This is a genomic window from Myxococcus vastator (assembly GCF_010894475.1).
GTDB classification, from domain to species: domain Bacteria; phylum Myxococcota; class Myxococcia; order Myxococcales; family Myxococcaceae; genus Myxococcus; species Myxococcus vastator.
This window is the reverse complement of record NZ_JAAIYB010000218.1, coordinates 1-13,429: the sequence shown is the minus strand read 5'-3', so window position 1 is coordinate 13,429 and position 13,429 is coordinate 1. Positions and strand designations below refer to the sequence as shown.

The following is a 13,429-nucleotide window of genomic DNA, read 5'->3' as shown; positions in this document are numbered from 1 at the left end:
CCGGGGCCCCCGTCCCCGGACGCGGGCCCCGGCGAGGCGAAGCTGTGGGTGAACCTGGGCATGGACGACGGCATGGACGAGGCGAAGCTGCCCGCCGCGCTGGAGGCCGCGGGCGCTCCGGCCGGCAAGGTGCTGCGCACCCTGCTGCGCCCCACCTACGGCTACGCCTACGTGGCCGAGGACGACGCGCCCGGCTTCGAGGCCGTCAACGGCAAGCCCCACGGCGAGAAGGCGCTGAAGGTGGAGCGTCACCGTCCGCGTGGCGCGCGCCCGGAGCGCCGTCCCCGCACGGAGGCCCTGCCGGAGGTGCCCGGCCAGACGCGCCTGTGGGTGGGCCTGGGCAAGCAGGACGGGCTGGACGAGGCGGGCGTCGCCGCCGCGCTGGAGGCCGCGGGCGCTCCGGCCGGCAAGGTGCTGCGCACGGACCTGCGCCCCACCTACGCGTACGTCTTCGTCGCCGACGAGGACGTCGCGGCCTTCGAGACCACGCACGGCAAGCCCCACGGCGAGCGCACGCTCAAGGTGGAGCAGGCCAAGCGGAAGTAGTCCCTCAGGTGCCGCCAGTCCCTGGACTGGCGGCCTTCCTGCGCCGCTCGCGGTGGTAGTGGGCGGCGCACAGGCTCCGGGCGAGCACCGGCTTGTCGCAGCCGGGCTCGCCGCAGCGGGCGGGCTCCGGCCGGACGGCCTGGAGGTCCTCCGTCGCCGGCGCGGGCGCGGGCCCGTTGAACATCACCTCCGCCACCGACAGCAGTCGGTCCACGTCCGCGCGGGCCAGGCCACGCCCCTGGACGAAGGCCTCCAGCCGGTGGACCCCCGCGTCCTTCGTGTCCTCCAGCCGCAAGAGCTCCCACAGCGGGAGCTGGAGCGCGGCGGCCACCTGCAGCAGCGTCTCATAGCTGGGGCTGCGCTCGCCCCGCTCCAGCAGGGACGCGAAGGACACGGAGATGCCGCAGCGGGCGGCGAGGTCCTCCTGGGTGAGGCCCCGCCGCTCCCGCAGTGCCCGGATGCGCCGGGCCAGTCCCTGGAGGTGTCCACTCACGGTGGAAGCATCCGGCGGTTCGGGCGGCATGGCAGTTTCCTATGGTAGCGCACCCCTTCTGTTAAGGTCGCGCGCGCCGCCATCCAGGAGCATGCCGACACATGAGCGCCGTCGAGGGTACCAACTACTACTTCCGCAAGGCCGCGCGGATCATGGACGTGGGCACCCCCATCGAAACGCTGCTCGCCACGCCCCTGCGCGAGGTGAAGGTCCAGGTCTCCATTGAAATGGACTCCGGGGAGATTCGCACCTTCCTCGGCTACCGGATCCAGCACGACAACAGCCGCGGCCCCATGAAGGGCGGCCTGCGCTACCACCCGATGCTGGACCAGGACGAGTGCGCGTCGCTCGCCTCGTTGATGACGTGGAAGACAGCCGTGGTGAACGTCCCCTACGGCGGCGCCAAGGGCGGCATCGCGTGTGATCCGTCCCAGCTGAGCATCAAGGAGCTGGAGCGCCTCACCCGGAAGTTCGTGGACCAGGTGCAGGACGTCATCGGCCCCACGCGCGACATCCCCGCGCCCGACGTCAACACCAACCCCCAGGTGATGGCGTGGATCATGGACCAGTATTCGCGCTACCACGGCCACTCGCCCGCGGTGGTGACGGGCAAGCCGCTGGAGCTGTACGGCTCCAAGGGCCGCGAGGCCGCCACCGGCCGCGGGCTGCTCTACGTGGCGCGTGAAATCCTGAGGGATTTGGGCCTGCCGGTGAAGGGCACGCGCTTCGCGCTCCAGGGCTTCGGCAACGTGGGCAGCCACACCGCGCAGCTCCTCTGGGAGGACGGCGGCGTGGTGGTGGCCGTGTCGGATGCGCTGGGCGGCGTGCGCAACCCGCAGGGCCTGGACGTCCCGTCCCTCTTCGAGCACGTGAAGCGCACCGGCACGGTGACGGGCTTCGGCGGCGGTGCTTCGTGCAGCAACGAGGACGTGCTGGGCGCGGACTGTGAGGTCCTCATCCCGGCGGCGCTGGGCCACGTGCTCACCCGGGAGAGCGCCCACGCGGTGCGCGCCCGGCTCATCATCGAAGGCGCCAACAGCCCCACGCAGCCGGAGGCCGACGAGGTGTTCGAGAAGCGCGGCATCTTCGTGGTGCCGGACGTGCTGGCCAGCGCCGGCGGCGTGACGGTGAGCTACTTCGAGTGGGTGCAGAACCTCCAGCACCTGTCGTGGGAAGAGGACCGCGTCAACGCGGAGCTGGAGAAGTCCATGAAGGAGGCCTACGAGCGCGTGGCGCAGGTGGCGCGCTCCCGGAAGGTCTCCATGCGGACGGCCGCGTACATCCTGGCGATTGGCCGGGTGGGCAAGGCCACCGTGCTGCGCGGCATCTGACGCGGCCCGCCGTGTCACGCCCTGGACGTGGCGCGGCGCGGCAGACAGGCGGCGGAGCGCGCTCTTTCCTCGTGTCTCTTCCGCCCGGGGCTCGCATCCGGTAGAGGCGCGGCCATGGTCACCCTCGAGGACATCCAGGCCGCGCGCGAGCGCCTTCGCTCGGCCATTCGCCCCACGCCGTGCCCGCAGTCGGACTACTTCACGGAGCGGACGGAGTGCGCCGCGGTGTACTTCAAGCTCGAGAACCTCCAGCGCACCGGGGCCTTCAAGGAGCGCGGCGCCCTCAACAAGCTGCTGACGCTGACCGAGGACGAGCGGCGCCGGGGCGTCATCGCCGCGTCGGCCGGCAACCACGCGCAGGGCGTGGCGTACCACGCGCGGCGGCTGGGCGTGAACGCCACCATCGTCATGCCGGAGCGCACCCCGCTCATCAAGGTGTCGCGCACGCGGGATGACTACGGCGCGCGCGTGGTGCTCAAGGGCACCAACTACGACGAGGCGTACGCGGAGGCGCTGCGCATCCAGAAGGCGGAGGACCGCGTCTTCATCCACCCCTTCAATGACGCGCACGTCATCGCCGGCCAGGGCACCATTGGCCTGGAGCTGCTGGAGCAGTGCCCTGATTTGGAGGTGGTGCTCGTCCCCATTGGCGGCGGCGGGCTCATCTCCGGCATCGCGTGCGCGCTGAAGGAGACGCGGCCCGACATCCGCGTGGTGGGCGTGCAGGCGGAGACCATCGCCAGCATGAAGGCGTCGGTGGAGGCGGGCGAGCGCGTGCTGCTGGCCGCCGCGGGCACCACCATCGCGGACGGCATCGCCGTCAAGCGCGTGGGAGACCTCACCTTCCCCATGGTGCAGAAGTACGTGGACGAGGTGGTGGCGGTGGACGAGGAGGAGATCGCCGCCGCCATCCTCACCCTGCTGGAGCAGGAGAAGAGCGTGGTGGAGGGCGCCGGCGCGGTGGGCGTGGCGGCGCTGCTCCGCGGTGACGTGCCCGCCGCGCGGGGCCGGCGCACCGCCATCATCCTCAGCGGCGGCAACATCGACATGAACGTCATCAGCCGCATCATCGAGCGCGGCCTGGTGAAGGCCGGCCGCCTGGTGCAGTTGGAGGTCCGGCTGCCGGACCGGCCCGGCATGCTGGCGAAGCTCACCACGCAGGTGGCGGACCTGCGCGCCAATGTCGTGGAGATCCACCACGAGCGCGCCTTCTCCAAGGCGGGCCTGGGGGAGACCATGGTGGAGGTGACGCTGGAGACCACCGGGCCCGCGCAAATCGAGGAGCTGGAGCGCGCGCTCCACCGGCTGGGCTGGCAGGTGGCCCGCAAGTAACAGCCGTCCGGGGCAGAGGGCCTTGCGCCCGTGCGCCCGTGTCCGGCGATACTCAGGGCATGAGCCCCGCCGCCCTGCTCTCCGCCCTGCTGCTGACCGCCGCCCCTGCCTCTCCCGGACAGAAGGCGAAGTCGCTCGCCGCCAGCCGCGCCTGGGAGGAGCTGTATCTGGCCTTCTCGGCCGGCGAGGCGTCGGACGTGCCCGCCGCGCAGCGGAGCACCGTCGCCACGGCGCTCCAGAAGGGCTGCGAGGCCCTGAGGGACGAAGACCCGGTGATGGCGTACTCGCTGGGCGAGCGCGCCGCCGTCTACGGTGACTCCGCGGGCGCGCTGCGGTGCCTGGCCCGGACCGCGCGGAAGACGGACCAGCGGGCCGCCGCGGAGGCCGCCCTGCGCAAGGGGCTGGCCCAGTACCCCAAGGACGGCGCCTTCGGCCTGGAGCTGGGGCGGCTGCTGATGGAGGAGCAGGACGCGGCGGGCGCCGTGGCCGCGCTGGAGAAGGTGCCGGCGAAGTCGAAGGAGGCCGCGGAGGCGAAGCGGCTGCTCGTGCAGGCCCGCGCCAAGACAACGGAGGAGACCGCCGCGCGGCGGGAGGCGGAGCGCCTGGAGCTGCGGATGAACGGCGCCACGAGCGGGAGGCCCACCGTCATGGTCGAAGCCCAGCCCGCGGTGGCCGGCCAGGGACGGGGCTCCACGCGCTCGGCCAGCCTCAGCTACGAGTCGGGCACCGGCGCGGACGGCATGCGGACGCGCTCCAACAGCCGCTTCGTCATCAAGTACTTCAACAACCAGCGCGACTTCGGCCAGCGCGCGGAGTACGAGGGCCGAATCGTCGCCGCCCTGGACGAGGCCTACGACTTCACCCGCAGCATGCTGGGCGAGGTGCGACAGGCGCCAGTGGACATCATCCTGTACACGCTCGCGGAGTTCCAGACGCACTTCGGCGCGGCGAGGGCGCGAGCGGTCGCCGGGCTCTATTCCGACAACGCCATCCGCATCAACGACGCCGCGGAGCTCACGCAGCAGACCAAGGCCACCCTGGTCCACGAGTACGTCCACGCCGCGCTGGACGACTTCTGTGGCGGCTACGGCAACAACCTCCCCATCTGGCTCAACGAGGGACTGGCCGAGTACGTCGAGTGGCGCTACCTGGGCGTCGAGGACCCCCAGCGGTCGGTCCGGAACTACATGGCCCAGGCCGCCAAGGCGAACGGCCTGCCCAAGCTGGCGCAGATGGAGGGCTCGTCCCTCATCATGCAGCGGAATCCGACGGTCGCCTATGCCACCTCCGCCGTGGCCGTCCGCGAGCTGGTGAAGCGGGGCGGCACGGGCCGGTTCCTCACGATGGTCCGCGAGGTGGGACAGGGAAGACCCATCGACGAGGCACTGTCGGAGCACTACGGCAAGACGCGGGCGAGCCTCGACGAGGACGTCCGGGCCGCTCTCCAGTAGGGGAGGCTGGCAGCCAGGCCCGGGCCAATTGGTTTACCCGTTCCCGGGAGTCCCCTAGACTCGCAGCCCCCTCTATTTACGCTGCGACAGAAGCTCGGCGGTACGCTGTCCGCAGCAAGGTGACGGATGTCGGACACGCGCGCAGCGATGAGAGAATTCCGTTTCCTCGACGAGAAGCGGAAGCTGGGAAGCCTGTCTCCTGTGGAGGAGGCTCGCTGGAACGAGCTGCGCGCACAGTTGGGCGTGGATGACGCGCCAGCCGCGGACGCCGCCGCCTGGCAGCAGCAGGCCGCGCCCCAGGGCTACTACGCCGCGGACGGCCAGTGGTACCCCTACCCCGCCGGCTATGAGCAGCAGCCCCAGGGCTACTACGCCGCCGATGGCCAGTGGTACCCCTACCCCGCCGGCTATGAGCAGCAGCCCCAGGGCTACTACGCCGCCGATGGCCAGTGGTACCCCTACCCCGCCGGCTACGACCCGAACGCGCAGGCGTATGCGCAGCAGGGCTACGACCCGAACGCCCAGGCTTACGCGCAAGAGGGGTACGACCCGAACGCTCAGGCCTATGCGCAGCAGGGTTACGACCCGAACGCTCAGGCTTACGCGCAGCAGGCGTATGACCCGAATGCGCAGGCGTATGCGCAGCAGGGTTACGACCCGAACGCTCAGGCCTATGCGCAGCAGGCGTATGACCCGAACGCCCAGGCTTACGCGCAGCAGGGGTACGATCCGAACGCTCAAGCGTATGCGCAGCAGGGCTACGACCCGAACGCGCAGGCTTACGCGCAGCCGGCGCATGACCCGAATGCGGGCTACGCCCAAGGCGCTGCCGAGGCGTGGCAGGCGGATCCGCAGGCCCATGCCGCGGAGTCCGTGCAGCAGCCCTACCCCACCGCTCCCGCGACCCAGCCGGCTGTCGAGCCAGACCACATCAGCCTGTCGGACGACATCGACATTCCCGCGCTGAGCGAGCCCGCGCCGTGGATGACGCCGGGCGCCGGTGGCCAGGCGCAGAGCGCGCTGAGTGATGAGCAGGAACCCTCCATCGAGGCGACACCCGCCGACGAGGAACCGGCGGCGGCGGATGATCCGTCTGCGTCGTTCGCGGACGTCACCGAGGACCTCCAGCAGGAGGCTCAGCCCGAGTTCGAGGAGGCGCAGCCGGAAGCCCTGAACGTGGCGGAGGATGACTTCTCGGAGGTGAGCACGGACACCCCGGCGGTGACCGCCAGCGCCGAGCCCGAGACCTCCCTGGAGGCGTCGTTCGCCGACATGTCGATGGAGGTCGAGTCGGCACCGGAGGCGCCCACCGGCGACGCCCTGGCCTCGACGGAAGTGGAGGTCCCCTCCTCCGAGGTCGAGTTGCTGGACGGCACCGCCGACAGCGAGCCTGTCCTGGCCCACGAGCAGTCTCCCGCCGCCATCGATGATGCGTGGGCCTCCGCGCCGCTCGCCGTCGAGCCTGAGCACGTGGACGTCGCCGATGCGGGCGACATCATCGACGTTGCCGCCATGGCGGAGCCGGAGGCGGCCTCGCAGGCCGCGGACTCGGAAATCGCGCTCGATGATTCCGACATGGTCGAAGCGTCGGCTGCGGGTACGACGGACGCGTGGGACGCGGGCACGACGACCGACGTGACGGCTGACCACGGCGCGACGGATTTCAGCGCGGGCGATACTTACGAGGCACAGCCCGCCGAGATTGCACTCGACACCGCGGAGGTGGCTTCGGCCGAAGCCGAGCCCACCGAGATCGCGCTCGATGCAGCCGACGTGAGCGACGAGGCGGTTGAGCACGCCCCGGAGACGGCGGCGCTCGACGCGTCTGCCGGGACTGAAACGGGCGACGACAACGCGCCCGCCGAAATCGCGCTCGACGCTTCCGATGTCGCCGTGGCGGAGACCTCTCCCGAGACGGACTTCGCGGCGGCCGACGTCAGCGATGCCTCGACGGCGGAGGCCTACCCCGAGACGGACTTCGCGACGGCCGACGTCAGCGATGCCTCGACGGCGGAGGCCTACCCCGCGACGGACTTCGCGACGGCGGAGACCTATCCCGCGACGGACTTCGCGACGGCGGAGACCTACCCCGCGACGGACTTCGCGACGGCCGACGTCAGCGCTGCCGCGACGGCGGAGGCCTACTCTGAGGCAGACTTCGCGACGCCTGACGTCAGCGACGCCGCGACGGCGGAGGCCTATCCCGAGGTGGCGCTGACCACCTCCGAGACAGGTGACACGACCGCAGCCGCTCCCGAGCTTGCGCTCTCGGCTTCGGATGTCGTCGAAACGTCCGCTCCCGAGCCTGAGTTGACGGCCGCGGATGCCGGCAACGAAGTCGTCGCCGAGGCCGCGCCCCCCGACACCTACGGCAGCGAAGCCGCCTCGTTCGAGCCCTACGCAGAGACAGCATCCAGCGCAGGCGACGCGACCGCCGCTGGCGAGCCGTACACCGAAGCCGTGCTCGACGCCCCGGAGGTCAGCGACACGACCGGGAGCGAGCACGCTTTCACGACGTCCGAAGCGAGCGAGTCGGCCACCGCCGAGGCGTATCCGGAAGTGGCACTCGACGCCGCCGACGTCAGCGAAGTGGCTGTCATCGAGACGGCGCACGGCACCTACGAAACCACGGACGAAGCCTCCACCGGGTCGGAGCTCGTCCTTGACGCAACCGAGATGAGCGAGCCCGAAATCGCTCTCGATGCGTCTGATGTCGCCGAGTCCGCCTCCGCCCATTCGCCCTCCGAAATCACGCTCGACGCCACGGACGTCGCCGAATCCGCGCCCATTGAGTCGGCCGCGGAGATTTCCCTGGAGGCCTCCGACGTCGCCGAGCCGCAGTCGGCCGAAATCGCGCTCGATGCCTCTGAGGTGACCGCAGCGTCTCCCGCGCAGGAGGGAAGCGTCCCGACGCTGGAGCTCAACGCGGCCGAGGTTGCGTCCGAAGAGCCCTCGCTCGATGTCATCGATGTCGAGTCCGCGCCCGGATACGCCGAGGAAGAAGCATCGTTCCAGGCCGCTGATGCCGGGAGCGAGCAGCCCACGCTTGAGGTCATCGACGTCGAGACGGAGGCCGCTGCTCCCGAAGTGGACTTCCCGCAGGGAGCTGCGCCCTTCGCGGCGTCGGAGGTCCCATCGCTCGAGATTCGGCCGGTCCAGGTGGGTCCGGACCTCCACGCGGAAACGCTCGAGGTGGTGGGAGAGCCGACGCATGCGTCCGCACGGCACTCCGCGCGCACGCCTTCCGCCGAGGAGATGTTCGACCTGAGCGGGAATCCCGAAGAGGCGGTGCCTCTCGCGGCGGCGAACGAGTTCCTGGCCCACGGACACTTCGCGCCGACCGATGAGCGCGGTGTGGCGATGGCGGAGGGTGACGCGAGCACCCTGGAGCTGCAGCCTGAATGGGCCTCCACTTCCGAGCCGCCCGCTGCGGAAGCGGCCCAGACGGAATGGGCCACTTCGGGTGAGCAAGCCGCTTCCAGCGACGCGTATGCGGGCTGGGAGGATCCTGTTTCGGAAACCGTCGAACTCCAGGCGGAGTGGGCGGAGCCTGTCGATGGGCAGAGCGCGCCTGTCACCGCTTCCGAGGGGATGGCCTCCGCGGAAACGGCACCTGCCCCGAGCGACACGGAGTGGGCGGCTTCCGACGCAGGCGCCGCCCCCGAGGCTGTCCAGGCCGAGTGGGCCGACGCCACCACCGAGCTCCAGCCCGAATGGGTTGCGGCCGAGGCCGCTGCACCCCCTGAAGCCCAACCCGAGTGGGCCACCACCGAGGAGCAGGCGCCCACCGAGGCGCAGGCGCAGTGGACCGAGACCGCCGCGCAGACCGCGCCCGGCGGCGCACAGCCGGAATGGGCTGCGAACACGCCCGAGGTAGCCCAGGCCGACTGGGCTTCGTCCTCCACCGAAGCCGAGCCCGTCGAACTCCAAGCGGAGTGGGCTGAGCCGACCGAGGAGGAAGGCCAGGCCCATTGGGCCACGGCTGAAGCGTCTCCGAGCGAGGGCTGGAACACGGCGTCGACTGAAGCAGCGCCCGTGGAAGTTCAGGCCGAGTGGGACGAGGCTTCTGAGGCCACGCCCGCGGAGGTTCAGGCCGATGGGTCAGCCCCTACGTCCGACGCAGCACCGGTGGAAGTGCAAGCCGAGTGGGCCAGCCCCGCCCAGCAGGATGGAGCCTCCCTGACGGCTGAACCCGCGACGACCGAGGCCCAGGCCGGATGGGCTGCGCCAGAAACCGGTGACGCCACCACGGATGCCCAGGCAGGTTGGACGACGCCGGGCGCCGAGGCCGCGCAGTCCGAGTGGGCCACGCCTGTCGAAGAAGTCGCCGCACAGCCCGAGTGGGCCACGACGCCTGCGGCGGAAGCCGCGCAGACCGACTGGGCCGCGCCCGCTACGGAAAACGCCGGGCAGCCGGAGTGGGCTGCGTCTGCGCCCGAAGCCGCTCCCGGTGAAGGTGCGCAGCCCGAGTGGGCTTCGCCTGCGACCGAGGAAGTCCAGGCTGAGTGGGCGACGCCTACGGCCGAAGCCGCCGCATCGTCGGAGTGGGCTTCGCCTGCGACCGATGGAGCCCAGGCTGAGTGGGCTGCGCCCGCGACCGATGTGGCGCAGACCGACTGGGCCGCGGCGCCCGCTGAAGCTGCGCAGCCGGAGTGGGCTTCGCCCGCGGCTGAAGAGGTCCAAGGCGAGTGGGCGACTCCCGCTGCCGAAGCCGCCACACCGTCGGAATGGGCCTCGCCCGCCACGGAAGAGGCTCAAGGCGAGTGGGCGACTCCTGCAGCCGAAGCCACCGCCTCGTCGGAATGGGCCTCGCCCGCCACCGAGGAAGCCCAGGCCGAGTGGGTAACTCCCGCGGAAGGCGCTGCACCGTCGTCGGAGTGGGCCTCGCCCGCCACCGAGGAAGTCCAGGCCGAGTGGGCGACTCCCGAGGAAAGCGCCGCACCGGCAACGGAATGGGCTTCGCCCGCCACAGAGGAAGTCCAGGCCGAGTGGGCCACACCTGCGGCCGAAGCCGCCGCATCGTCGGAGTGGGCCTCGCCCCCCACCGAGGAAGTCCAGGCCGAGTGGGCGACTCCCGAGGAAGGCGCTGCACCGGCGTCGGAGTGGGCTTCGCCCGCCACAGAGGAAGCCCAGGCCGAGTGGGCCACGCCTTCGGCCGAAGCCACCGCATCGTCGGAGTGGGCTTCGCCCGCGACGGCCGAAGCCCAGGCCGAGTGGGCGACTCCCGAGGAAGGCGCCGCACCGGCATCGGAATGGGCCTCGCCCACCACCGAGGAAGTCCAAGCCGAGTGGGCCACACCCGCCACCGAAACCGCCGCACCGGCGTCGGAGTGGGCCTCGCCCGCCACCGAAGAAGTCCAGGCCGAGTGGGCCACGCCCGCCACCGAAACCGCCGCACCGGCGTCGGAGTGGGCTTCGCCCACCACCGAGGAAGTCCAGGCCGAGTGGGCCACACCCGCCACCGAAACCGCCGCACCCGCGTCGGAGTGGGCCACGCCTACGCCCGAAGCCGCCCAGAGCGCCTGGGCCGCCCCCACGGAAGGCGCGCAGGCCGAGTGGGCGACTCCCGAAGCAGAGGAGGTCCAGGCCGAGTGGGCCACCGCTCCGGCGGAGGACTCGCAACAGGAGTGGGCAACACCCACGGAAGCCCCCCACGCCGAGTGGGCTACGCCCGCCACCGAGGAAGTCCAGGCCGAGTGGGCGGAGCCCATCGAGGAAGCCGCTCCGGCCGCCGAATGGGCCTCAACGAGCGCACCTGTCGCCTCGCAATGGGACACGTCCGCCGACACCGTCCCCGCGGCCTCGGAATGGAACGCGCCCACGGGTGACGCGCCCGCCGCCGAGTGGTCCTCGGAGCAGACGGCGAGCTGGAACGAAGCGCCCGCCGAAGAGGTCTCCCTCGCGGACACGGCCACGCCCGCCTCGGCGGAGTGGACTGACGCCTCCGTGGACGTGGAGCCCGTCATGGAGGAGGCCGAGCCCATCGAAGAGGCTTCCGCGTGGGAGGCCGAGCCCATGCAGGACAGCTCCTTCGGCGCGCAGGCGCAGGACTTCACCGAGGCCACGCCCATCGAGGAAGAAGAAGTCTCGATGGAGCTCGAGCAGGAGGTCTCCGAAATCGACGTCGAGGAAGAAGCCGTGGTGCCGCCGCCCGCGCCCATGGCCGCCATCCCTGTCGTCGCGCCGGCGCCCGCGCACTTCGCCCAGGCGGCCTCACTGGCCACCGCCGCGCAGCCGCAGCACGCCGCCGTCGTCATGCCGGCCGCGCCCGCCAACCGCATCGCAGTGGAGCGTGAGCCGCTCTTCGACGACACCGCCATCGTCGGAGGCACGGCCCTCACCTCCTTCGTCGAAGGCGAGCACCGCGTCATCATCCACACCGTCGAAGGCCAGGTGAAGCGCGGCACCATCCGCGACGCGGACCTGCTCGACGAGGTCATCTCCCTGGAGCAGCAGAGCGGCTTCGCCGCCGAGCAGATTCAGGGCAAGCGCGTGAAGGCCATCTTCTTCATGCTCGCCGCCGGTGCGCGTCAGCCGCAGGTGGAGGGACAGAAGATTCGGGTCACCTTCAATGACGGACGTCAGGTCGCGGGCTTCTCCCAGGACTTCCAGGGCAGCACGCCGGGCTTCTTCGTCATCCCCGCCGACCAGCGCACCAACACCGCGCGCATCTTCATCTACCGCTCCAGCGTGCAGGCGGTGGCCGAGGGCTGAGCGGACGACGGGCGGGGCCACCGTACCCCGCAAATGAAAGAGGGGCCCCCACCACCGTGGGAGGCCCCTCCGTCATTTCAGGAGAAACGAAGGACTACTTCTTGTCCGTCGCGGCCGGGGCGCCGGCGTCCGACTGCTTCACCAGCGACAGGTCCAGGTTCACGGTGACTTCCTCACCCACCGCGACGCCACCCGTCTCCAGCGCCTGGTTGTAGGCCAGGCCGAAGTCCTTGCGGTTCAGCTTGGTGGTCGCCGTCACGCCCGTGCGGGTGTTGCCCCAGGGGTCCTTGGCCTCCTTCGACGGGCCCGTGACGTCCAGGACGACGGGCTTGGTGACGCCGTGCATGGTCAGGTCGCCAGTGACCTTCAGCTTGCCCTGGCCCGCCTTCTGGACCTTGGTGGACTTGAAGGTGATCTCCGGGAACTTGGCCGTGTCGAAGAAGTCAGGGGCCTTCAGGTGCGCATCGCGCTTGGCGTTGCCGGTGTTGACGGTGGACGCGTCCAGCACGGCCTCGACCTTGGACTTGGTGATGTCCTTGTCATCCAGGTTCACCGTGCCGCTCTTCACGTTGAACGAGCCGGTGACGTTCGACACCATCATGTGGCGGACGGAAAAGCCGGCGCTGGAGTGCGAGTCATCCACCTTCCAGGTGGAGGCCAGCGCGAGGGACGGGAGGGCGAAAAACAGGGCAACGGCGCTCTTCATGGACGTCTTCATCGGGGGTGTGCTCCTGGGAGATACAGCGAAGTCAGGCGCGCAGCGCGAAGCTGCGCATGGACAAGGTTCCGTGATGGAAGCCCTCGAATACGGGGGTGAGACGGTCCTCGGGGAGGGCAGCTCCGAGGACGAAATAGAGCGGCATCAAATGTTCGGCCCTTGGATGCGCGAGCCGCGCGTTCGGTGCCTCCAACCAGGCTTGAAGGCCGGTGAAGTCTCGCGCCTCCAGTTTCCGCGCAACCCACGCATCGAAGGCCGCGGCCCACGGCTCGACGGACGCCGCCTTCTCCTGGAAATTCAGCCGGCGCAGGTTGTGGACGATGCCGCCACTGCCCATCAGCAGCACGCCCTGCGCGCGCAGCGGCCGGAGCAGCTCGCCCATCCGCGCGATGTCCGCGGGGCTCGCGCCCAGCGGCATGGAGACCTGGACGACGGGGAGCTTCGCCTCCGGGAAGGCATGCAGCAGCGGCACCCACGCGCCGTGGTCCCAGCCGCGCTCCGCGTCGGCCACGGTGGGCAACCCGCCCGCCTTCAGCCGGGCCACCACGTCCTCGGCCAGTGACGGCGCACCCGGCGCGCCGTAGCGCAGCCGGAAGAGCGCCTCGGGGAAGCCATGAAAGTCATGGATGAGGGGCGGCTGCGCGCTGGCAGTGACGCGAACCTCGCCGGGCGTCTCCCAATGGGCGGACACCACCACCAGGGCCCGCGCCTGGGCCTCGCCGCCAAAGCGCCGCAGCGCTCGCGGATAGGCATCCGCGTCCAGGGCCACCATCGGTGAGCCATGGGAGATGAACGCCGCGGGGGCCACGGCCTGGCCGCCGCCAGGCCCCCCCGTCCCCAGCAC

General features: G+C 70.8%; 8 protein-coding genes. 5 read left to right on the top strand and 3 right to left on the bottom strand.

The features are described from left to right. Positions 1-546 (top strand): RNA-binding protein (locus G4D87_RS21310; RefSeq protein WP_205507669.1); only part of this gene is annotated, 546 nt, incomplete at its 5' end. A 4-nt stretch (positions 547-550) separates the two neighbouring features. On the opposite strand, the gene G4D87_RS21305 is transcribed toward G4D87_RS21310, so the two are convergent. Beyond that, positions 551-1,069 (bottom strand): helix-turn-helix domain-containing protein, encoded by a 519-nt coding sequence (locus G4D87_RS21305; RefSeq protein WP_163783899.1) that lies wholly within the window; start codon positions 1,067-1,069, stop codon positions 551-553. 71 nt (positions 1,070-1,140) lie between these two features. Between G4D87_RS21305 and G4D87_RS21300 the strand changes: the two genes are divergently transcribed. From G4D87_RS21300 to G4D87_RS21285, 4 genes are all read left to right on the top strand, one after another. Continuing rightward, entirely contained in the window at positions 1,141-2,370 is a 1,230-nt protein-coding gene (locus G4D87_RS21300) for a Glu/Leu/Phe/Val family dehydrogenase (protein WP_163783898.1), read from the top strand. A 114-nt stretch (positions 2,371-2,484) separates the two neighbouring features. After that, entirely contained in the window at positions 2,485-3,702 is a 1,218-nt protein-coding gene (ilvA, locus tag G4D87_RS21295) for a threonine ammonia-lyase (RefSeq protein ID WP_163783897.1), read from the top strand. A 59-nt stretch (positions 3,703-3,761) separates the two neighbouring features. Beyond that, on the top strand, positions 3,762-5,153 hold the full coding sequence (locus G4D87_RS21290; RefSeq protein ID WP_205507668.1) for a peptidase MA family metallohydrolase: 1,392 nt from the start codon (positions 3,762-3,764) through the stop codon (positions 5,151-5,153). A 126-nt stretch (positions 5,154-5,279) separates the two neighbouring features. Then, positions 5,280-11,867, top strand: a complete 6,588-nt coding sequence (locus G4D87_RS21285) for a DUF6982 domain-containing protein (protein ID WP_163783895.1) — start codon at positions 5,280-5,282, stop codon at positions 11,865-11,867. Between the two features lie 94 nt (positions 11,868-11,961). On the opposite strand, the gene G4D87_RS21280 is transcribed toward G4D87_RS21285, so the two are convergent. Together G4D87_RS21280 and G4D87_RS21275 are read right to left on the bottom strand one after the other, a co-directional pair. Next, a complete protein-coding gene (locus G4D87_RS21280) occupies positions 11,962-12,585 on the bottom strand; it encodes a YceI family protein (protein WP_163783894.1) in 624 nt (207 codons plus the stop codon). Positions 12,586-12,616: 31 nt separating this feature from the next. Beyond that, on the bottom strand, positions 12,617-13,429 hold an 813-nt coding region (locus tag G4D87_RS21275), incomplete at its 5' end, for a dioxygenase family protein (protein WP_240358468.1).

Bases quoted from the DNA above. Each gene is read 5' to 3' on its own strand.
- G4D87_RS21305 (WP_163783899.1), bottom strand. From the start codon at position 1,069: ATGCCGCCCGAACCGCCGGATGCTTCCACCGTGAGTGGACACCTCCAG.
- G4D87_RS21300 (WP_163783898.1), top strand. From the start codon at position 1,141: ATGAGCGCCGTCGAGGGTACCAACTACTACTTCCGCAAGGCCGCGCGG.
- ilvA (WP_163783897.1), top strand. From the start codon at position 2,485: ATGGTCACCCTCGAGGACATCCAGGCCGCGCGCGAGCGCCTTCGCTCG.
- G4D87_RS21290 (WP_205507668.1), top strand. From the start codon at position 3,762: ATGAGCCCCGCCGCCCTGCTCTCCGCCCTGCTGCTGACCGCCGCCCCT.
- G4D87_RS21285 (WP_163783895.1), top strand. From the start codon at position 5,280: ATGTCGGACACGCGCGCAGCGATGAGAGAATTCCGTTTCCTCGACGAG.
- G4D87_RS21280 (WP_163783894.1), bottom strand. From the start codon at position 12,585: ATGAAGACGTCCATGAAGAGCGCCGTTGCCCTGTTTTTCGCCCTCCCG.